17 protein-coding genes and 1 rRNA gene are annotated in these 20,773 nt (G+C 70.7%); 17 read left to right on the forward strand and 1 reads right to left on the reverse strand.

All coding sequences use genetic code 11. The annotated features are described in order from the left end of the window. A 5S ribosomal RNA gene (rrf, locus tag AW270_RS23065) occupies nucleotides 1-88 on the forward strand; the annotation flags it as partial. A gap of 767 nt (nucleotides 89-855) precedes the next feature. Here the strand turns inward: rrf and AW270_RS23070 are convergent. Further along, nucleotides 856-2,001, reverse strand: a complete 1,146-nt coding sequence (locus AW270_RS23070) for a folylpolyglutamate synthase/dihydrofolate synthase family protein (protein ID WP_061297221.1) — start codon at nucleotides 1,999-2,001, stop codon at nucleotides 856-858. A 36-nt stretch (nucleotides 2,002-2,037) separates the two neighbouring features. Between AW270_RS23070 and AW270_RS23075 the strand changes: the two genes are divergently transcribed. The 16 genes from AW270_RS23075 (at nucleotide 2,038) to rplU (ending at nucleotide 20,768) form a co-directional block, all read left to right on the forward strand. After that, the gene (locus AW270_RS23075) at nucleotides 2,038-3,348 is read left to right on the forward strand and encodes a bifunctional folylpolyglutamate synthase/dihydrofolate synthase (RefSeq protein ID WP_061297222.1); all 1,311 of its coding nucleotides are present in this window, start codon (nucleotides 2,038-2,040) and stop codon (nucleotides 3,346-3,348) included. Further along, nucleotides 3,348-3,689 (forward strand): DUF4233 domain-containing protein, encoded by a 342-nt coding sequence (locus tag AW270_RS23080; RefSeq protein ID WP_245674817.1) that lies wholly within the window; start codon nucleotides 3,348-3,350, stop codon nucleotides 3,687-3,689. Before AW270_RS23075 ends, AW270_RS23080 begins: the two co-directional genes overlap by 1 nt. 11 nt (nucleotides 3,690-3,700) lie before the next feature. Next, entirely contained in the window at nucleotides 3,701-5,233 is a 1,533-nt protein-coding gene (locus AW270_RS23085) for a hypothetical protein (protein WP_157522431.1), read from the forward strand. Between the two features lie 44 nt (nucleotides 5,234-5,277). After that, nucleotides 5,278-5,688 (forward strand): nucleoside-diphosphate kinase, encoded by a 411-nt coding sequence (gene ndk / locus AW270_RS23090; protein WP_061297225.1) that lies wholly within the window; start codon nucleotides 5,278-5,280, stop codon nucleotides 5,686-5,688. 184 nt (nucleotides 5,689-5,872) lie between these two features. Beyond that, entirely contained in the window at nucleotides 5,873-6,904 is a 1,032-nt protein-coding gene (locus AW270_RS23095; protein ID WP_061297226.1) for a rod shape-determining protein, read from the forward strand. A 5-nt stretch (nucleotides 6,905-6,909) separates the two neighbouring features. Further along, nucleotides 6,910-8,001: a rod shape-determining protein MreC gene (gene mreC / locus AW270_RS23100; RefSeq protein WP_063819305.1), complete on the forward strand. Its 1,092-nt coding sequence runs from the start codon at nucleotides 6,910-6,912 to the stop codon at nucleotides 7,999-8,001. A gap of 5 nt (nucleotides 8,002-8,006) precedes the next feature. Next, nucleotides 8,007-8,516: a rod shape-determining protein MreD gene (gene mreD / locus AW270_RS23105; protein ID WP_061297595.1), complete on the forward strand. Its 510-nt coding sequence runs from the start codon at nucleotides 8,007-8,009 to the stop codon at nucleotides 8,514-8,516. Nucleotides 8,517-8,521: 5 nt separating this feature from the next. After that, the gene (gene mrdA, locus AW270_RS23110) at nucleotides 8,522-10,558 is read left to right on the forward strand and encodes a penicillin-binding protein 2 (RefSeq protein WP_061297227.1); all 2,037 of its coding nucleotides are present in this window, start codon (nucleotides 8,522-8,524) and stop codon (nucleotides 10,556-10,558) included. Next, the gene (gene rodA / locus AW270_RS23115; protein ID WP_061297228.1) at nucleotides 10,558-11,721 is read left to right on the forward strand and encodes a rod shape-determining protein RodA; all 1,164 of its coding nucleotides are present in this window, start codon (nucleotides 10,558-10,560) and stop codon (nucleotides 11,719-11,721) included. Before mrdA ends, rodA begins: the two co-directional genes overlap by 1 nt. A 108-nt stretch (nucleotides 11,722-11,829) precedes the next feature. Then, on the forward strand, nucleotides 11,830-12,081 hold the full coding sequence (locus AW270_RS23120; protein ID WP_157522434.1) for a hypothetical protein: 252 nt from the start codon (nucleotides 11,830-11,832) through the stop codon (nucleotides 12,079-12,081). Between the two features lie 54 nt (nucleotides 12,082-12,135). Further along, complete coding sequence (locus AW270_RS23125) at nucleotides 12,136-13,551, forward strand: NsdA family TPR-like regulatory protein (protein WP_061297230.1); 1,416 nt, start codon at nucleotides 12,136-12,138, stop codon at nucleotides 13,549-13,551. Next, the gene (locus AW270_RS23130) at nucleotides 13,548-14,432 is read left to right on the forward strand and encodes a phosphotransferase family protein (RefSeq protein ID WP_061297231.1); all 885 of its coding nucleotides are present in this window, start codon (nucleotides 13,548-13,550) and stop codon (nucleotides 14,430-14,432) included. Before AW270_RS23125 ends, AW270_RS23130 begins: the two co-directional genes overlap by 4 nt. A gap of 19 nt (nucleotides 14,433-14,451) precedes the next feature. Then, complete coding sequence (locus tag AW270_RS23135; RefSeq protein WP_061297232.1) at nucleotides 14,452-16,377, forward strand: TIGR03960 family B12-binding radical SAM protein; 1,926 nt, start codon at nucleotides 14,452-14,454, stop codon at nucleotides 16,375-16,377. Between the two features lie 101 nt (nucleotides 16,378-16,478). After that, nucleotides 16,479-17,207, forward strand: coding sequence for a TIGR03936 family radical SAM-associated protein (locus AW270_RS23140; RefSeq protein ID WP_061297233.1), 729 nt, complete (start codon nucleotides 16,479-16,481; stop codon nucleotides 17,205-17,207). 106 nt (nucleotides 17,208-17,313) lie between these two features. After that, a complete protein-coding gene (locus AW270_RS23145) occupies nucleotides 17,314-20,283 on the forward strand; it encodes an Rne/Rng family ribonuclease (RefSeq protein WP_061297234.1) in 2,970 nt (989 codons plus the stop codon). A 170-nt stretch (nucleotides 20,284-20,453) separates the two neighbouring features. Then, nucleotides 20,454-20,768 (forward strand): 50S ribosomal protein L21, encoded by a 315-nt coding sequence (gene rplU, locus AW270_RS23150; protein WP_061297236.1) that lies wholly within the window; start codon nucleotides 20,454-20,456, stop codon nucleotides 20,766-20,768. Nucleotides 20,769-20,773 lie beyond the last annotated feature (5 nt).

A 20,773-nucleotide genomic window follows, 5' to 3' on the forward strand; every position in this document is an offset into this window, starting at 1 on the left:
CGGTTACATTCCGAACCCGGAAGTTAAGCCCTCCAGCGCCGATGGTACTGCACCGGGGACGGTGTGGGAGAGTAGGACACCGCCGGACAATCTTTGAATACCGAGGGCCCCGACCATGATGGTCGGGGCCTTCGACGTTTCACGGGTCAGTTCTTGATGCCCGGCCGATGCGGCCGGGCTTTCGACGTTCCCAAGCGTTGACCTGGAAGCCCGGCGTTCGGCGTTTCACGGGTTGGATGGTGAAGCCCGACCGCTGCAGCCGGGGCTTTCGACGTTTCATAGCTTTAACCGGGCGGCCTGGCCCTGGCTGCCGGCGGTTGGCGTTTACGGGGTTGGATGGTGAAGCCCGGCCAGTGCGGCCGGGCTTTCTGTGTTTCTAGCCCTATCTCATGCTGAAAAACGGGATCGACGGGGGTGGTCGGTGCTGAACAGGGTGGCGAGGGTGCGTGGCCATGTGCCTTGGCGGGTGGAGGACAACTGCTGAAGCCCGGCTAATGCGCCAGGGGTTCGAGGTTCCATGGGGTTGATTTTTTAAGCCCGGCCATCGCGGTCGGGCTTTCTGCGTTTCTGGCTCCAGCTCACGCCCTAGTCAGACAACGGGAATCGTGGAGAACAGGTCCACCCTCGGTAGGGAGGCGAGCCAGAGCGCCTGGTCGGGTTGGAGTACGACTGCTGAGGCCGGACCATTGTGGCCGGGCTTTCGTGGCCTCCGGGCGGGTTCGCATCACTTGTCAGGCTGACCTGCCGGATCACCCTGATGAACAGGTGCCTGAGACCTTCAATAAGGAAAGATCCGACCGTGACGGCTGGACCTTTTCTGTTATCTGGCCACATCACATGCCGGATCTTGGGTTGTCAGGCCTCGAAGAGGCGATCGGTGGGGATGTTGAGGTTGTCGAGGAGATGGCCGGTGAAGTAGATGGTGCCGAGGGCCAGGACTCGGTCGCCGGCGGACTCGATGAAGCGTGCGTCGACCTTGTCGATGGTCGTCACGTCCCAGGACGGTGGGAGTTCGCGGGTGAAGTTCAGGTGGGTTTCGGGGAGTTGGACGAAGGTGACGGGCAGGTCCCCCAGTTCGGTGATGGCTCCGCTCAAGTCCTTGTGGTCCGGTAGGCAGAGCAGGACGCGGTCGATGGAGCCCCATTCCACCAGGGCTCGTTGCACGGACATCGCCACGCCGGCTCCGGTGATCGGGGAGTCGATGATGAGGCGGGTGCGGCCGATGTCGTGGTGGGAGAAGCGGGCGGGTAGGCGTACCGAACGAAGGGTCTGTTCTTGAGGCTCGGCGCTCGTCAGGTGGGCCGCTGCGGATCGGCCCAGGAGGGCGTTCGTGGTCCACGGTGTCGCCTGGGGGGTGATCTGGTGGAGGCGGGTGCCCGCGCGGGCGGAGAGCTCCGCCCGGACCTCAGGGGATTGGGGGAGGGTCACCACCGACCGCGTCGCCTCGGTGATGACTCCGGCTTTCTCCCTGGCTATCTCGGCGACCGTGTCCCCGAGGATGCCGAGGTGTTCGGCGAAGATCTCGGTGACGGCCACCACCTCCGCGGGGAACAGGGACACCTCGTCGGAGGCGCCGCCCATGCCCGCCTCCAGGACGACGAAGTCCGCCGCCACGTCCTGGGCGTGGAGGATTCCGGCGATGGTGAACAGGCCCGCGGGGGAGAGGTAGCCGTCGGAGGCGGGGAGGGTTACCGAGCTCACGCGGGCTCCCAGGGCCGCCAGCTCCTCGTCCGAAATAGAGACGCCGTCGACGCGGATGCGGTCGCGGTTGCTGCGCAGTCCAGGGCTCGTGACGGTGACCACGCGGGCTCCCGTCGAGGCGAGGTACGCCGACGCGTAGGTCGCCGTCGTGCCTTTGCCCTTGCTCCCGACCACGGTCAGCACCGGCGCGGGGGAGACGGCTCCCAGGGCCTGCGCCAGGCGGCGGGCCCGGGGCAGGTCGCGCCTGGATCCGGGTCTGCGGGTGGTCCATTCGGCGAAGAACGCCTCGTCGGAGCTCATTCCCGACAGCTTAGGGAACGCCGTTAGGCTGGGCGGGTGACGATCCACGCTGTTGAGGCCGCGATTCGTGCTCGCGGTGTCGAATGGGACATCGATCCGACGCTCGACCGGATGGCGGGGCTCGTCGATCTGCTGGGGAATCCGCAGACGGCCTACCCCATCATTCACATCGCCGGCACCAACGGAAAGTCGAGCACGGCGCGGATGGTGGAGGCGCTGCTCAAGGAGCGGAACCTGCGGGTGGGGCGGTACACCTCGCCCGAGTTCGCCAGCATGCGCGACCGGATCTCGATCGACGGGGAGCCGATCTCCGAGGAGCGGTTCGTCGAGGTCTACAAGGAGCTGGAGCCCTACTTCGCGATCGTCGACGAGAAGTTCGGGCGGCTGAGCTTCTTCGAGGTGCTCACCGCGATGGCGTTCGCCGCCTTCGCCGACGCGCCGGTCGACGTCGCGGTCGTGGAGACGGGCATGGGCGGCACGTGGGACGCGACGAACGTCGCCGACGGCACGGTCGCCGTGATCACCCCCATCTCGCTCGACCACACCGAATATCTCGGCAACGACGTCGAGACGATCGCGGGGGAGAAGGCGGGGATCATCAAGCCCGGCTCTCTCGTCGTGCTGGCCCAGCAGCAGCTCGCGGCGGCCGAGGTGATCGTCCGGCGGGCGGCCGAGGCCGGGGCCACGGTGGCGCGGGAGGGCATCGAGTTCGGGGTGCTCGGGCGCGAGCTGGCCATGGGCGGGCAGCTGCTCCACCTGCGCGGGCTGAACGCCACCTATGAGGAGGTGTTCCTGCCGCTCTACGGCGGTCACCAGGCCGGCAACGCGGCCACCGCGCTGGCGGCGGTCGAGGCGCTGTCCACGGCGGCCGAGCCGCTGGGCGCGGAGCTGATCCGCCAGGCGTTCGGCCAGGTGATCAGCCCTGGGCGGCTGGAGGTGGTGCGGCGCGGGCCCACCGTGCTCGTCGACGCCTCGCACAATCCCGGGGGCATGGAGGCGACGATCGACGCGATGGGCGAGTCGTTCGGGTTCACCCGGTTGATCGCGGTGCTGGCCGTCATGGCCGACAAGGACGTCGAGACGATGCTGGAGCTGCTGGAGCCCGTCGTCGAGGAGGTCGTGGTCACCCGGAACTCCTCGCCGCGCTCCATGGAGGCCGAGGAGCTGGCCGAGCGGGCGCGGGGCGTGTTCGGGCCCGACCGGGTGCACGAGTCCGACCGGCTCGACGACGCCATCGACGTGGCCATCGGGCTGGCCGACGAGGGCGACGAGTATGGTTCCGGTGTGCTCATCACCGGTTCGGTAGTAACCGCAGGTGATGCCCGAATTCTGCTGAAGGCCGGATGATGAACTTCGAAGTGACCCCCGGAATGCGGCGGCTGGGCGCCTCGGTGCTCGGCATGGAGGCGATCGTCGTCGCGCTGATGACCCCGGTCGCCATCACGATCGGCAAGGTCGATCCGCCGATTGCCGTCGCGGTCGGCTGCGGGCTCGCCGTCCTCTGCGTCATCGCCGCCGGGCTGCTCAAGAAGCCTTTCGGGTACGTGCTGGGCAGCGTCGTCCAGGTGCTCGCGATCGCCTCGGGGTTCATGGTGCCGACCATGTTCTTCCTGGGGGCGATCTTCGCGGCCCTGTGGGTGACCGCGATTCTCGTCGCTCGCCGTGTCGAAGGGGCGACGAAGCGCTAAAGTCGGTCGCCATGGCCGTCCCCCCATTTCAGCCAGCCGTGCCCCAGCGGGTCCGGGCGCTCGCGATCGACGCCGTGCGTCTGGCCCGGCGGCCCGTGGTGACCGACACCGTCGTCGGCATGCTGATCGCCGTGGCTTTGCCGCTGGCCATCGTGTCGATTCCCAATACGATTTCGCAGGTCGCGGCGCTGCTGCCGCCCGGTGTCTCCCAGATCGACATGATGCGGGCCCATGGTCTGGCGCTGCCGGTGATGCTGCTGACCGTCCCGCTGGCGGCGGTCGCGGTGCGGCGGTTCAAGGCGGCGCCCGTCCTGGTGCTGGGGCTGGCGATGCTGGCCGCCGCCGACGCGGGCGGGGGCTATGCCGACGGGCCGGCTCTGGTGGGCGTGCTCCGGGTGATGCACGGCGTCGGGGCCGGGCTGCTGATCCCGGCGACGCTCGTCGCGGCCGGTGAGCGGCGGGCCCGGCGCGGGCTGCTCGCGCTGTGGGCGGGCATGCTGGCGGTCTCGCTGGTGACGGCGCAGGCGCTGGCGCTCTGGCCGATCGACAACGTGCGCTCGTGGGCTGTCACGCTCCAGCCGTTCCCGCTGCTGACGGGCGTCGCGCTGACGCTGGCGGCCGTCTATCTGGTGCTCTGGCGGCTGGCGTGGGAGACCACGGCCGCCTCAACCGACCGGTTGCTGATCTCCACGCCGCCCGGGTCGGCGGAGCGTTCCCGGCTGCTGATGGCGGCCGTCCCGTCGGCGGGGATCGCGGTGCTGGCGGTCGGCACCACCTATGACTGGCCGTCGGGGCTGGTCGTGGCGGTGGCCGGGCTGGCGCTGGTGGCGATGCTGGGGCTCGCGGTGTCGGCGGCCACGCCGGGGGCGCGCACCCTCGGGTTCACCTGTGTGGCGGTCGGCCTGGTCGTGCTGCCGACGGCGGCCCAGGTGACCTATGTGGAGATGCCGTGGCTCGGGGGTCCCGGGCTCGACGCGATGGCCTGGCCGCTCCTGGTGGCGGTGATCGGCGCGCTCGGGGCGGCCGTGGTCGCCGGACGGGCGCCCGAGGAGAAGAGCGCCAAGCTCGTGGGGGCCGGGCTGGTCGTGCTGGTCGTGGGCCTGTGCGCGATCCGGGTGCTGGTGCCCGCGGTCGACGGGCTGCTGCTGGTGGTGCCGTTCACCCTGATGGCCGCCGGCGCGGCGGTGGCGCTGGTGAGCGCGCTGCGCCTGGCCGGGCCCGTGGCGGCGCTGTTCGGCCTCACCCTGCTCTTCCCGGCCATGCTGGCCGGATTCCTGCTCGGCACGGGCATCCAGGTGACCTGGCTCCGGTCGGCGGCCCCCTCGGGGATGGCGACCTACCAGGGCATGGTCGACGGGTTCGTCGAGGCCCTGCACGTGTGGGCACTGGTCGGCGGGTTCGGCGTGGTGCTCGTGCTCGGGTTGTCGGCCTTGTCGGCCCGCCGGGGCAACCGGCCGGCCGCCGCCGAGGAGCCCAAGGTGGTCGTTCCCGCGCCGACACCGTCGCCGGAAGCGATTGCCGAGGGTGACGAATCCGACCGGTAAGCTTCCCTCGGATTCCCACGAAGCCTTCACAAAGGAGTGATCCCGTGTCCGAGCGCACGCTCGTCCTCATCAAGCCGGACGGTGTCCGCCGCGGCCTCATCGGCGACGTCGTCGCCCGCATCGAGCGCAAGGGCCTGACCATCGCGGCCATGGAGCTGCGCCAGCTCGACGCCGAGACCGCCAAGACGCACTACGCGGAGCACTCCGAGCGGCCGTTCTTCGGCGAGCTCGTCGACTTCATCACCTCGGCCCCGCTGGTCGCCCTGGTCGTCGAGGGCCCGCGCGCCGTCGAGGCCTTCCGCGCCCTGGCCGGGCTGACCGACCCGGTGAAGTCGGCCCCCGGCACCATCCGCGGCGACCACGCGCTGGAGATTGGCGAGAACGTGGTCCACGGCTCCGACTCTCCCGAGTCCGCCGCGCGGGAGATCAAGATCTTCTTCCCCGACCGGTTCTAGAGAACCCTCCCGAAAGCCCCGGCCACGCCGGGGCTTTCTTGCGTTTTCGCCGCCTGAAGGCCCGTGACCAGCGGATTTATGCAATTGGGGTGGGGTCGGTGTGCTCGGCGATGGGTACGACCCGTTACGATTCGAGTGCGATGCGTTACTCCCGCTAACCACCTGAAGGAAGGCCTCCTTCCCTATGGGCAGCCACTTTGCTTTCCTGGGCCGCGACATGGCGGTCGATCTCGGCACCGCCAACACCCTGGTCTACGTGCGGGGGCGCGGCATCGTGCTCAACGAGCCGTCCGTCGTTGCCATCAACACCTCGACCGGCCGCATCGTCGCGGTCGGCATCGAGGCGAAACGGATGATCGGGCGCACACCTGGCAACATCGTCGCGGTTCGACCGCTCAAAGACGGTGTGATCGCTGATTTCGACGTCACCGAGCGGATGCTCCGTTACTTCATCCAGCGCGTGCACAAACGGCGACACTTCGCCAAGCCGCGCATCATCGTCGCGGTGCCCTCGGGCATCACCGGCGTCGAGCAGCGCGCCGTCAAGGAGGCCGGCTACCAAGCCGGCGCCCGGCGCGTCTACATCGTCGAGGAACCGATGGCGGCGGCGATCGGGGCGGGCCTGCCCGTCCACGAGCCGACCGGCAACATGGTCGTCGACATCGGCGGCGGCACCACCGAGGTGGCGATCATCTCGATGGGCGGCATCGTCACCAGCCAGTCGATAAGGGTCGGCGGCGACGAGCTCGACCAGGCGATCATCACGTACGCCAAGAAGGAGCACTCGCTCATGCTGGGCGAGCGCACCGCCGAGGAAGTGAAGATCGCCATCGGCTCGGCGTGCGCGTCGGCCGAGGAACCGCAGGCCGAGATCCGCGGCCGTGACCTGGTCAGCGGCCTGCCGAAGACCGTGGTCGTGTCGTCGAGGGAGATCCGCGAGGCGATCGCCGAGCAGGTCAGCTCGATCGTCGACGCGGTGAAGTCGACCCTCGACAAGTGCCCGCCCGAGCTCTCCGGCGACCTCATGGACCGCGGCCTCGCCCTGACCGGCGGCGGCGGCCTGCTCAAGGGCATGGACGCCCTGCTGCGTGAGGAAACCGGCATGCCCGTCCACCTGGTAGACAACGCGCTCGACTCGGTCGCGCTCGGCTCCGGCCGCTGCGTGGAGGACTTCGACGCACTGCAGCAGGTGCTCGTGCCCGAGGCGAGGAACTGAAGAACATGAAAGACAGCCGCCGCTCCCGCCTGTTCCTCGGCCTGCTCCTGGCCGCGGCACTGGTCCTGATCACGGTGGACCACCGGAGCGAGAACACGCCCGTGTTCGGGCCGATGCGCACGATCGTCACCTCGGCGTTCGGCGCGGTCGAACGCGGGGTCAGCACGGTCACCGAGCCGATCGGCGGCTTCGTCGGCGCGGTCGCCGGCGCGCAGGGCTCGCGGGCACAGATCAACAACCTGAAGACGCAGAACGCGAAACTGCAGGGCGAACTGTCGTCCCAGCGCATCGACAAGCGCCGGTCGGCCGAACTGCAGGCGATGCTCGGCCTGTCCGGGCTGGGCGGCTACAAGGTGGTCCCGGCCCAGGTCGTGGCGCGCCGCGCCGCGCCCGGGTTCGAGGACGCCGTGGAGATCGACGCCGGCACCGCCGACGGGATCAAGCCCGACATGACCGTGCTCAACGGTGAGGGGCTCGTCGGCCGGGTCGTCAGCGCGACCGCCTCGACCGCGACCGTGGTGCTGCTGTGCGACCCGGCCTCGTCGGCCGGGGCGCGGCTGGAGGGAACCGGTGAGCTCGGGGTCGCCAGCGGCCTCGGCGCCAACGGCGGTTCGGGGCGGCGGATCATGTTCCGGCTGCTCGACTCGACCGCGCCGCTGCCGGTCGGCACCCGGCTGGTCAGCTTCGGCTCCCAGCAGGGCGTGCCCTATGTGGCCGGGGTGCCGATCGGCACGATCGAGAAGGTCGAGGCGACGCCGGGTGAGCTCACCCGGACCGCCTACGCCAAGCCGTTCGCCGACCTGAGCTCGGTCGACGTGGTCGGCGTGGTGGTCGAGGGGCCGAAGCGCGATCCGCGCGACGCGCTCCTGCCGCCCGCGCCCAAACCCGCCGCCAAGCCCGCCGCCAAGCCCGCCGCGAAGCCGAAGCCCGCCGTGCCCGCTCTGCCCGGTCAGCAGGCCCCGCCGCAGGTGGCGAGGCCCAGTCAGAGCCCGGCTCCCGGTGACACCGCGCCGGGGAACGACGCGCCGGAGAACACCCCGGCGACAGAGCAGGGGCGCGACGGCCAGACGTCCATACCGGGCGACGAGGCGGCGTGATCTCGATGCCCCGGATCCTGATCACCACGCTGCTCGTGCTCACCGCCCTCGTGCTGCAGGTGACCGTGGTCAACCGGCTGCCCGTGTCGGTCGTGCCCGACTTCGTGCTGCTCGTGGTGATCGCGCTGGCCGCGATCCGGGGACCGGTCGCAGGGGCGACCATCGGGTTCTTCGCCGGTCTGGGCGCCGATCTGCTGCCGCCCGTCGACCACGCGCTGGGCCAGCACGCGCTGGTCCTGTGCCTGGTCGGCTTCGCGGCCGGGCGATGGGCCGAGCGGCGGCCGCTGCTCACCGTCGCGGTCTGCGCGGCCGGAGGGCCGGCGCTCGCGCTGGCGGTGGCCGGGCTGCTGGGTGATCCGGGGGTCGACTTGCGGACGTTCGAGGTGGCGTGGCCGATGGCCGCGTTCGTCAATCTGCTGGCCGCGCCCGTCGTGGTGTGGGCGGTGCTGAAGGTGTACGGGCCCCGGCCCGAGAAGGCGACGGCGGCCGCGGTGCCGGGTTGGAGGCGGGCGTGAATCGGATGCGGGCCCGGTTCGTGGTCCTTCACCTGACGGTGCTGGCGCTGCTGATCGTCCTCGGCGTGCGCCTCTACCAGGTGCAGATCGTGCGGGGCAAGGAGTTCGTGGCGGACGCGACCGAGACGCGGACCCGCGCCGTCATGGTGCCCGCGCTCCGGGGCCAGATCCTCGACTCGGCCGGGCGGCCGCTGGTGCGGAACCTGACCCGGCTCGTGGTGTCGGTCGACCGCACCCAGATGGAGCGCATGCCGCACGCGGGCCAGGAAGTGCTGGAGAAGCTGTCGGCCGTGCTCGGCACTCCGGTGGCCAAGCTGCGGGAGCGCCTGCGCTCGTGCGGGCCGGGCGTGAGCCGTCCGTGCTGGACGGGGTCGCCCTACCAGCCGATCCCGGTCGACGACCGGGTGACCCAGCGCGAGGCGCTGACCATCCTGGAGCGTCAGGAGGAGTTCCCCGGGGTGACCGCCGAGATCCAGGCCCTGCGCGACTTCCCGGGCGGGTCCGACGCGTCCCAGGTGCTCGGCTATCTTCAGCCGGTCACCCAGGAGGAGCTGGAGAAGCGGCAGGGACTGAAGACCAGCTTCTCGGGTGTCGACCTGGTGGGCCGCGACGGTCTCGAAGCCGTCTACGACCACCAGCTGCGGGGCACGCCCGGTCTGCGCCGGGTCCAGGTCGACCGGATGGGCAAGGCGATCGGGGTCGAGCAGCAGGTCCCGCCGGTGGCCGGGGACACCCTGATCACCAGCATCGACGCCAAGGTGCAGTCGATCGTCGAGAAGGCGCTGGCCGACGCGATGAAGAAGGCGCCCCAGGCCGACGGCGCGGCCGGGGTCGTGCTCGACGTGCGCGAGAACCGGGTCGTGGCGATGGGCAGCGTGCCCACTTACGACCCGAAGGTCTGGACCGGCGGCATCTCCGAGAAGGAATACCAGACGCTGCTGTCGGAGAAGGCGGGCAAGCCGCTGGTCTCCCGGGCGATCAAGGGCACCTTCGCGCCGGGTTCGACGTTCAAGGTCAGCTCGGTGTCGGCGATGGTCGCCGACGGCTACCCGATCAACGGCATCTACGACTGCCCGGGTTCCTACATGGTCGGCGCGCGGCCGTTCAACAACTTCCGCGGCATCGGCCTGGGCCCGATGAACCTGCACACCGCGCTGGTGAAGTCGTGCGACACGATCTTCTACCGGGCGGCGTACGAGATGTGGCAGCGCGACGGCGGCATGCAGCCCAAGTCGAACGCCAAGGACCCGATGGCCGCGATGGCCCGCGCCTACGGTTTCGGCAAGCTCACCGGCATCGACCTGGTCGGCGAGTCGCCGGGCCGGATCCCCGACCGGTTCTGGAAGAAGGAGCTGTGGGCGGCCACCCGCAAGACAAACTGCACCCGGTCGAAGACCGGCTACCCCGAGGTCAAGGACGCCGCCCGCGCCGCGTTCCTCAAGCAGCTCGCCTACGAGAACTGCCTGGAGGGCTTCCAGTGGCGTCCCGGTGACGCCGCCAACTTCTCGATCGGCCAGGGCGACGTGCTGGTCACGCCGCTCCAACTCGCCAACGCCTACGCGGCGCTGGTCGGCGACGGGAAGGTGCGCAGCCCGCGCATCGGCTGGGCGCTGATCCGCCCCGACGGCACCTCGGCCAAGGTCATCGAACCGCCGGTGATCGGCAAGCTGCCGATCGACAAGAAGACCCGCGACTACATCAGGAACGCCCTGAGCGAGGTCGCCTCCGACGGTACGGCCGCGGGCGCCTTCGGCGGCTTCCCGATGGACAAGGTCCGCATCGGCGGCAAGACCGGTACGGCCGAGGTCTACGGCAAGCAGGACACCTCCTGGTTCGCCTCGTTCGCGCCCACCAAGAACCCGCGCTTCGTGGTCGTCGTCATGGTCTCCCAGGGCGGCATGGGCGGTTCGGCCGCCGCCCCGGCCGTGCGGCAGATCTACGAGGGCATCTACGGCCTGACCGGGCAGCCGCCCGCCCTGCCCGCCGGCCATCCGGCCGAGCGCCTGCCGGTGATCGGCCCCGACGGGACGGTGAAGCGCTGATGTCCGCCCCGATCACCCGCATCCGCAAGCGGTCGCTGGCCAGCCGGGCCATCGGCACCGACGCCGTCGTCTGGCGGATGGACGGCGTCCTGCTCGTCGCCGTGGCCGCGCTGTGCACGATCGGCACCCTGCTGGTGTGGTCGTCCACGCGCACCTGGGCGGCGGTCGAGCCGACCGGCATGCTCAAGAAGCACCTGCTCATCCTGTGTGTCGGCGCGGTCCTGTGCGGCCTGGTCGCGATGGTCGACTACCGGCGGCTGCGGGCCTACGCCCCGGTCGCCTACGCCGCCGCGTTCGCCCTGCTGGCCCTGGTGATCACGCCGGTCGGGTCGACCGTCAACGGCTCCCATTCGTGGATCATGCTCGGCGGCGGCTTCGGACTCCAGCCCTCCGAGCTGGCCAAACCGGCGCTGATCCTGCTGCTGGCCATGCTGGTGTCGGAGCCCGCCGAGGGCACCGACCGGCCGAGGCCGCTCGACGTGACGCTGGCCCTGCTGGCGGCCGGGCTGACGATGGGGCTGGTCATGCTCCAGCCCGACCTCGGCACCACGATGGTGCTGACGGTGATCACCGCGAGCGTGCTGATCTTCGCGGGCATCCGCAAGCGGTGGATCGCCCTGGTGCTGGTCATCGCCGTGGTGGCGGCGGGGTTCGTGTGGTTCGCGGGGCTGCTGCAGCCCTACCAGGTGGCCCGGTTCACCGCGTTCATGAACCCGGCCAGCGACCCGCGCGGCGTCGGCTACAACGCCACCCAGTCGCTGATCGCGATCGGCTCGGGCGAGGTCTACGGCAAGGGGCTGTTCGAGGGCGGGCAGACCACCGGCCGGTTCGTGCCCGAGCAGCACACCGACTTCATCTTCACCGTCGCGGGCGAGGAGTTCGGCTTCCTCGGGGCGCTCACGGTGGTCGTCCTGCTCGGGGTGGTGCTCGTCCGGGGCATCACGATCGCGCGGCAGTGCGACGACCGGTTCGGCGCGCTGGTCGCGGCGGCGATCGTCTGCTGGTTCGCGTTCCAGACGTTCATCAATGTCGGGATGACGATCGGCATCATGCCGATCACGGGACTGCCGCTCCCGTTCGTCTCCTACGGCGGTACCGCCACGTTGGCCAACATGATCAGCGTGGGGATGCTGCAGGCCATCCACAGCGGCCGCCGTACCTGAGAGTCGTCCGCAGGAAGGTGCGGCGGGCTCTCACTGGTGCGCCCATTGCTCGGCGAACATTCTGGGAACGAACCTTGAATAGGCGGTGACTCCGCAGACGGAGGAAGCGTGACACCGGACGACGAGGCGCGTGAGCGTATGCGCGCGTTGGACCTGCTCCGCAAGGCCTTTCCCGAATACCGGATCGTTTACGGCAACGGCCGGTGGGCCGCCGCGGCGGCCGGGAACCCACCGATGGTGTGGTTCGCCGACACACCCGGCAGCCTGTGCGGGCAGTTGTTCATGGCTCAGGTCCGTAACGGTGGTGAGGTCGGCCCTTTCCGGACGAGCCGTGAGAGCGGCTCGCAGGCCGCGCGGTGACCGATTCGTGATTATCGCGACGCTAGCGTGGAATCGTCCCCACCTGGAGAGAGCATGACCTACTCCGCCCGCGGCGCCGACCGTTCAGCGATCCAGTTCGCCTCGGCGATCCGTGACCGCACCCTCGCAGCCCTCGGGCAGCCTCCCTCGACGGCGATCATCCACCAGATCGCCGAGGAGATCCACGCCGGTTCGCCGCAGACCTCGCGCCTGAAGTGCACGCGCCTGGCCAACGGCTGGACCGTCGAGGAGGCGATCGAGCGGTTCCACGACATGTGCGACCGGGCCGGCGTCAAGCGGCGCGGCCTGTCCGAGCGTTCCTGGCGGGAATGGGAGGCCGGGGCGCGGCCCGACCGCGAGTACACCGACCTGCTGTGCCGCCTGTTCGAGACCGGTCCGGTGCAGCTCGGCTTCGCCCGCGACTACACGCCGGAGGAGGCCCGCCGCGCGCACCCCGCGGCCGGCGCGGCCGACCCGGTGGAGGACGCCGCGCGGGAGGCCAGCGAGCACGCCGAGGAGGTCGAGAACAGCGAGCTCGGCGCGGGCGCGCTGGAACGGCTCCGCACCCAGGTGGTCTGGGTGGGGCGGCGGTACGTGTGGGAGTCGCCGCTCCCGCTGTTCGTCGAGATGCGGGTGTTGCAGGAGCAGACCAGGAAGGCCCTCGACCGGCGCATCCACCCCGGGCAGGCGCAGGACCTCTACTTCCTGACCGGCGCCCTGTGCGGCCTGATGGCCAACGCCAGCATGGACATGGGCCGCCGGCTGCCCGCCGACACCCTCGCCCGCGCGGCGTGGACCTACGGCCGCATCGCCGGGCACAAGTCGCTCATGGGGTGGTCGCGCGGGATGCAGGCCTCGGTGGCCCTGTGGGACCGGCGCTACGAGGACAGTTTCCGGTACGCCGGGGACGCGCTCACCCACCTCGACGAGGGCTCGGGCGGGGCTAGGCTCCACATGCTCCGGGCCCGTTCGGCGGCGATGCTGGGCCGGACCGCCGACGCCCGCGAGTCGCTGCGCCGGGCCGAGGAGGCCCGTGCCCGGGGCGGCCGCGACGAGCTCCACGACGAGATCGGCGGGGAGTTCGCCTTCCGCCCCGCCAAACAGCACTACTACGCGGCGGTCACCCACCTCCACCTGGGCGACGCCCCCCGGGCCATCCAGGAGGCGGGGGAGTCGATCGCGCTCTACTCGGCCGACGAGCGGGAGAACCGCTCCTACGGGTGTGAGGCCATGGCCCGCGCCCACCTGGCGATCGCCTGCGTCATGGAGGACGACCAGGAGGGCGCCGAGCAGGCCGTGGCCCCCCTGCTCGAACTGCCCCCGGACCGCCGCATCGACAGCCTCGGGGCCACCCTCGCGGCCAGCAGGTCGCTGGTGTCCGACCGGATGGCGCGGCAGATCGAGGGTTTCTGCTCCGTCGGCCTCACCCACACCCTGGCGGCATCCGACCAGCGGAGGCTCTCCCCGTGACCGTCCCCCTCGTCGCCGGCATCCCGGCGGCCATAGTCGAGGCCTGCCGCGAGGCCGGCCTGAGCTCCACCGGCGCCCGGCTCCTGCGCAGCTTCGCCAGTGTCGTCTACCACCTTCCGGAAGAGGGTCTGGTGGTACGCATGGCGACCGCCACCACCCCCGGCAAGTACGACCGCCTGGTCACCTCGATCAAGGTCACCCGGTGGCTGGCCGCGCAGGGGTTCCCGGCCACCCGGCCCGCCGAGGTCCGTCAGCCCATCGCGGTCGACGGCCAGTTGGTGACGTTCTGGCACTACGAGGAGCAGGACGGCCCGCCTCCCGGCCCCGTCCCGCTCGGACTGCTGCTCCGGCGGCTGCACGCGCTGCCGCCGGTGCCGTTCGACCTGCCGACCTACGACCCGTTCGGGACCATCAGGCGCGCCATCGCGGATGCCCGCGCGATCGATCCCGAAGAGCGCGAGTGGCTGACCGAACGGTGCTCGGCGCTCTCCGACGCCTACTACGAGCGGCTGGAGTTCTCCCTGCCGTACGGACTGGTTCACGGTGACGCCCACCGGGGAAACCTGCTCCGCGCACCTGGGGGCTACCTGCTGTGCGACTGGGACTCGGTGAGCGCCGGGCCTCGGGAGATCGACCTGGCCCCGACGATGGCCGGGGTCCGGTTCGGCCTGACCGAGGCGCAGCGGGACGGTTTCGTCGAGGCCTACGGCTACGACATCCGGAATTGGGCGGGTTATCCGGTGCTCCGGGACACCCGGGAGCTCCAGACCCTGACGGCGCTGCTCAGGAACGCCCACCTCGATCCAGACGCCCTTGGCGTCCTGCGCTTCCGGCTGGCCTCGCTCCGGGCGGGCGACAACCGTACCTGGCGTGCCTTCTAGCTCCTATACCCTGGGTCACATGTCTGTCGAGTCGCTGTTTCCCCGCCTGGAAGCCTTGCTGCCCAAAGTGCAGAAGCCGATCCAGTACGTCGGGGGTGAGCTCAACTCGACGGTCAAGGACTGGGACGAGGCCACGGTTCGCTGGGCGCTGATGTATCCCGACGCCTACGAGGTCGGCCTGCCCAACCAGGGCGTCCAGATCCTCTACGAGATCCTCAACGAGCTCCCCGACACCCTGGCCGAGCGGACCTACGCGGTCTGGCCCGACCTGGAGGCGCTGATGCGGGCCGAGGGCGTCCCGCAGTTCACCGTCGACGCCCACCGGCCGGTGCGCGCGTTCGACGTGCTGGGCGTCTCGTTCTCGACGGAGCTCGGCTACACCAACCTGCTGACCGCGCTCGACCTGGCCGGCATCCCGTTCAGCTCGGCCGACCGGGGCGACGACGACCCGATCGTGCTGGCCGGCGGGCATTCGGCGTTCAACCCGGAGCCGATCTCGGAGTTCATCGACGCCGCCGTACTCGGCGACGGCGAGCAGATCGCCATCGCGATCTCCGAGGTGATCCGCGAGTGGAAGGCCGAGGGCGAGCCCGGCGGGCGCGACGGCGTGCTGCTGCGCCTGGCCGAGACCGGCGGGGTCTACGTGCCCCGCTTCTACGACGTCGAATACCTGCCCGACGGGCGGATCAAGCGGGTCGTGCCCAACCGTTCCGGGGTTCCCTCGCGGGTGTTCAAGCACACCGTGATGGACCTCGACGAGTGGCCCTACCCGAAGAAGCCGCTGGTCCCGCTGGCCGAGACCGTCCACGAGCGGTTCAGCGTGGAGATCTTCCGGGGCTGCACCCGCGGCTGCCGGTTCTGCCAGGCGGGCATGATCACCCGTCCGGTGCGCGAGCGGTCGATCACCACGATCGGCGCGATGGTCGACAACGGCGTCAAGGAGTCCGGCTTCAGCGAGGTCGGCCTGCTGTCGCTGTCGAGCGCCGACCACTCGGAGATCGGCGACGTCGCCAAGGGCCTGGCCGACCGCTACGAGGGCACCAACGTGTCGCTCTCGCTGCCGTCGACCCGGGTCGACGCGTTCAACATCGATCTCGCCAACGAGTTCTCCCGCAACGGCCGTCGGTCGGGGCTCACCTTCGCCCCCGAAGGCGGCTCCGAGCGGATGCGCAAGGTCATCAACAAGATGGTCAGCGAGGAAGACCTGATCCGCACCGTCACCACGGCCTACAGCCAGGGGTGGCGGCAGGTGAAGCTCTACTTCATGTGCGGGCTGCCGACCGAGGAGGACATCGACGTCCTCGGCATCGCCGACCTGGCCAAGAAGGTCATCAAGGCCGGCCGGGAGGCCACCGGGTCGCGGGACGTCCGCTGCACGGTGTCGATCGGCGGGTTCGTGCCCAAGCCGCACACCCCGTTCCAGTGGGCCGCCCAGTGCGACCACGAGACCGTCGACCGGCGGCTCAGGGAACTCCGCAACAACCTGCGCAACGACAAGCAGTACGGCAAGGCGATCGGCATGCGCTACCACGACGGCAAACCGTCGATCGTGGAGGGCCTGCTGTCCCGGGGGGACCGCCGCGTCGGCAAGATCATCCGGGCGGTCTGGGAAGACGGCGGCCGTTTCGACGGCTGGAGCGAGCACTTCTCCTACGACCGGTGGATGGCCTGCGCCGCCGAGGCGCTCGACGGGGAACCGGTCGACGTCGACTGGTACACCATCCGCGAACGCGAGGAGCACGAGGTGCTCCCGTGGGACCACCTCGACGCCGGCCTCGACCGCGAATGGCTCTGGCAGGACTGGCAGGACGCCGTCAACGACGTCGAGGTCGAGGACTGCCGCTGGACGCCCTGCTACGACTGCGGCGTCTGCCCGACCATGGGCACGGAGATCCAGATCGGCCCCACGGGCCGCAAACTGCTCCCGCTCACGGTCGTATCCTGAGGAAGGAGCCCCGGGGAACGGCTTTCCCGAGGTGAAACGCACGAGACTGGAAGGAACACGGACCGCTGAAGAACGCTCCCGATGGACCCCCGCCGGCTCCGGTGACGCAGCGCCTGCGTGTGCGCTACGCCAAACGGGGACGGCTGCGCTTCACGAGCCACCGCGACATCTCCCGAGCCGTCGAACGGGCGGTCCGGCGGGCTGACATCCCGGTGGCCTTCAGCGCCGGGTTCAGTCCCCACCCGAAGATCTCCTACGCGGGTGCCGCCCCCACCGGGGTGGCCAGTGAGGCCGAATACCTCGAGATCGCGGTGACGCGCCCCTGCGAGCCGCAGGCGTTCCGCGCCGCTCTCGACGCCTCGCTGCCGCCGGGCCTCGACGTCCTCGACGTGGTCGAGGCGCGCGTCGGCGGCCTGGCCGACCGGCTGGAGTGTTCGGTCTGGGAGGTGCGCCTGCCGGGAGCGGATCCCGGTGCGGCCGAGGGAGCGGTCAAGGAGTTCATGGCCGCCACCGAGGTGGCGGTCGAGCGCCTGACCAAGAAGGGCATGCGGAAATTCGACGCGCGGGGAGCCGTCGCGTCGCTGACCGCTGACCAGGACGATCACGTGGAGGGAGGGCCGAATCAGTCGTGTGTCATACTTCGCATGGTTGTTCGGCACGAAACTCCGGCCGTCCGACCCGACGACGTGCTCATGGGTCTGCGTCTCGTGGCCGACTTCGCGCCGCCGTCACCGCCTTCGGTGACCAGGCTGGCGCAGGGGCCACTCGACGCGTCGACCGGTGAGCCCGCCGACCCGCTCGAAGCCGACCGGGTTGGTGGAGACCAATAGGACTTGCCGCCATGGCCCCGGAAGGTGGCCGGGCGGACCGCGAGAGACGAGAAGAGCCCCCGCGCGGCGCGGAAACGCGCCCGGGGGCTGACGGGAGAGCGCCCGCATGCTCGACAACGAGCCCATTGTCGGCGATACGACAACTGCAGACACGACGACCTCGGTGACAACGGCGAAGCCTGCCCGCAGACGGTCGGCCAGCCGCCCGGCGGGACCGCCGCCCGAGCCTGACGACATCCCTCCGGCCCCGGCCATCCAGGCCTCCGCGGCGGAGGCCCTCGGCGCGCCCGCCCCGGCCGCCCCTTCGGCCGCCAACGGCTCGGCCGGAGCCGTGCTCGGCACCGGTGGAGGCGCCGGTTCCCCCGAGGCCGCCCAGGAGGCCGCCGAGCCCGCCGAGAAGCCCAAGCGCACCCGGCGCCGGACCAGGTCCGCCGAGCCCGAGGCCCCGGCCGAGACCGGCGAGACCGCCGCGAGCGCCGAGACCGGCGAGAGCGCCACCGGCGCGCCCGCAGCCGAGGCCCAGCCCGCCGAGGCCCAGACCCAGACCGCCCAGACCCAGCCGGCCGAGGCCGAGCCGGTGGAGGCGCGCCCCACCCGCCGCCGCGCCACGCGCAGCCGGGCCGCCGCCAAGGAGGCCGCCGCGCCCGAGGCCCCTGTCGAGGAGCCCGTGGCCGCCGAGGCCGCCCCGGAGACCGAGGCGGCTTCTGCCGAAGCCGCGCCCGACGCCGAGACGGTCAAGCCCGCCCGGCGGAGCCGTACCAGAAAGAAGATCGAGGAGACGCCGGAGGCGGTCTCCGACGAGGACGAGAAGCCGACGAGACGGCGCCGGACCCGCAAGAGGGACGAAGAGGTTCCCACGGAACGATCCAGCGCGCTCAACGCGGCCGAGGCGCAGGTCGCGGCCGCGATGCTGATCTCGCTGCCCACCGAGGAGCCGCTCGACGACGAGCCGGCCGGTGAGGACCTCGAGGACCTCGACGAGGGCGCCCAGCAGCCGTCGCGGCTGGCCGACCCGTTCGGGTTCCACGCCGCCGAGCAGCCGCAGTACACCTTCCAGCGGCCCGCCGCCATCTTCCAGCCGCTGTTCCAGGCGCCCGACGCCGCCGCCGCGATCCCCGCGCGCCCCCAGCCCGCGCCGCAGCCGGAGCCGCAGCCCGAGCCCGAGCAGCCGGTCGTCGCCGAGGAGTCCGAGGAGGAGTCCGACGACGACGGCGACGAGGAGTCCGGTGAGGGTTCCCGCCGCCGCCGGCGCCGCCGTGGCGGACGTGGGCGCGGCCGTGGCCGTGAGGAGAGCGAGGATCAGGAGTCCGAGGAGGAGCCCCAGGCCGCCGCCGAGGAGGCCGAGGACGACTCCGACCAGGACGACGAGTCCGGTGAGGGCGGTTCGCGCCGTCGCCGCCGCCGTCGCCGCCGTGGTGGCGAGGACGACGCGGTCGTCCCCGACGACCCGCCCAACACGGTCGTGCGCATCCGGGCGCCCCGCGCCGGGCGCACCACCACGTCGTCGGTCGACGAGGTGCAGGGCTTCCGCGGCTCCACGCGGCTGGAGGCCAAGAAGCAGCGCCGGCGTGAAGGCCGTGAGCTGGGCCGCCGCCGTCCGCCGATCATCACCGAGTCGGAGTTCCTGGCCCGCCGCGAGTCGGTCGAGCGCATGATGGTCGTCCGCCGGCACGGCGGCCGCACCCAGATCGCCGTGCTGGAAGACGGCGTGCTCGTCGAGCACTACGTCGACCGCGAGGCCAGCCAGTCCTACGTCGGCAACGTCTACCTCGGCAAGGTGCAGAACGTGCTGCCCTCGATGGAGGCGGCGTTCGTCGACATCGGCAAGGGCCGCAACGCCGTGCTCTACGCCGGTGAGGTCAACTTCGACACCGCCGGGCTGGAGGGCCAGCCGCGCCGCATCGAGGCCGCGCTGAAGTCGGGCCAGTCGGTGCTGGTGCAGGTCACCAAGGACCCCATGGGTCACAAGGGCGCCCGCCTCACCTCCCAGATCAGCCTCCCCGGCCGCTACCTGGTCTACGTGCCCGACGGCTCGATGACCGGCATCTCGCGCAAGCTCCCCGACAAGGAGCGCACCCGCCTCAAGCAGATCCTGCGCAAGGTGATGCCCGAGAACGCGGGCGTGATCGTGCGGACCGCCGCCGAGGGGGCCTCGGAGGAGGAGCTGGCCCGCGACGTCTCGCGCCTGGCGGCGCAGTGGGAGAGCATCCAGCGCAAGGCCAAGGGCGCGAGCCCGCCCGAGCTGCTGTCGGCCGAGCCCGACATGACGGTCCGGGTGGTCCGCGACGTCTTCAACGAGGACTTCGCCAACCTGGTCGTGCAGGGCGACGAGGTCGCCCGGACGGTCGAGGAGTACGTCGACTACGTCGCCCCCCACCTGGCCGACCGCGTCGCCAAGTGGGACGAGGACGTCGACGTCTTCGCCGCCTACCGGGTCGACGAGCAGATCGCCAAGGCGATGGAGCGCAAGGTCTGGCTGCCCTCGGGCGGTTCGCTGGTGATCGACCGGACCGAGGCGATGACCGTCGTCGACGTCAACACCGGCAAGTTCACCGGCCAGGGCGGCAACCTGGAGGAGACGGTCACCAGGAACAACCTGGAGGCCGCCGAGGAGATCGTCCGCCAGCTCCGGCTGCGCGACGTCGGCGGCATCATCGTGATCGACTTCATCGACATGGTGCTGGAGAGCAACCGCGATCTGGTGCTGCGCCGCCTGCTGGAGTGCCTGGCGCGCGACCGGACCAAGCACCAGGTGGCCGAGGTCACCTCGCTGGGCCTGGTGCAGATGACCCGCAAGCGGGTCGGCCAGGGGCTGCTGGAGGCGTTCTCGACGCCGTGCGACTGCTGTCACGGGCGCGGGGTGATCGTCTCGACCGAACCGGTCGAGGGCAAGCCCGAGCCGCGCGGCACGCAGGGCAAGATGGCCATCGAGAAGGCCGTGGCCGACAAGCTGGAGAAGTCCGAGACCGGCGGCAACGCCGTCGCGGCCCACGACTCCCGCGAATCGGTGACCGACACCGTCGACGACCAGCCCCGCTCGCGGCGCCGGTCACGAAGGTCAAGGTCAGCGGATTAGTTGATCTCCGGCGGGCCGCTCGGTTCGACCTCGGGGCCGTAACCCGGTACCCTAGTCAATCGGCGCGCCTGGTGGCGCGCTTGGCTTCGCGCGCCCCCCTGGTTCGCCGGTTTACCTGTAAGCGATCGGATGTCGGGGCGCAGCATCCAGTAGACAAGAAGGGTTCCGCGGTGTACGCGATCGTTCGTTGCGGCGGCAGGCAGCAGAAGGTCTCCGTCGGAGACGTCATCGAGGTCGACACGGTCGCGGGTGAGGTCGGTTCCTCGCTGACGCTGCCGGCGCTCCTCGTCGTCAACGACGGCGATGTCACGCATGACGCCGCCGCCCTGGCCCGTTTTGCGGTGACCGCCGAGATTCTCGGTGAGGTCAAGGGTCCCAAGATCCGCATCCTCAAGTACAAGAACAAGACCGGTTACAAGAAGCGCCAGGGTCACCGCCAGCGGTACACCCAGGTGAAGGTCACCGGCATCGACTCTGGGAAGTAGGGACT

Source organism: Herbidospora cretacea, assembly GCF_001570605.1.
Classification (GTDB): domain Bacteria; phylum Actinomycetota; class Actinomycetes; order Streptosporangiales; family Streptosporangiaceae; genus Herbidospora; species Herbidospora cretacea.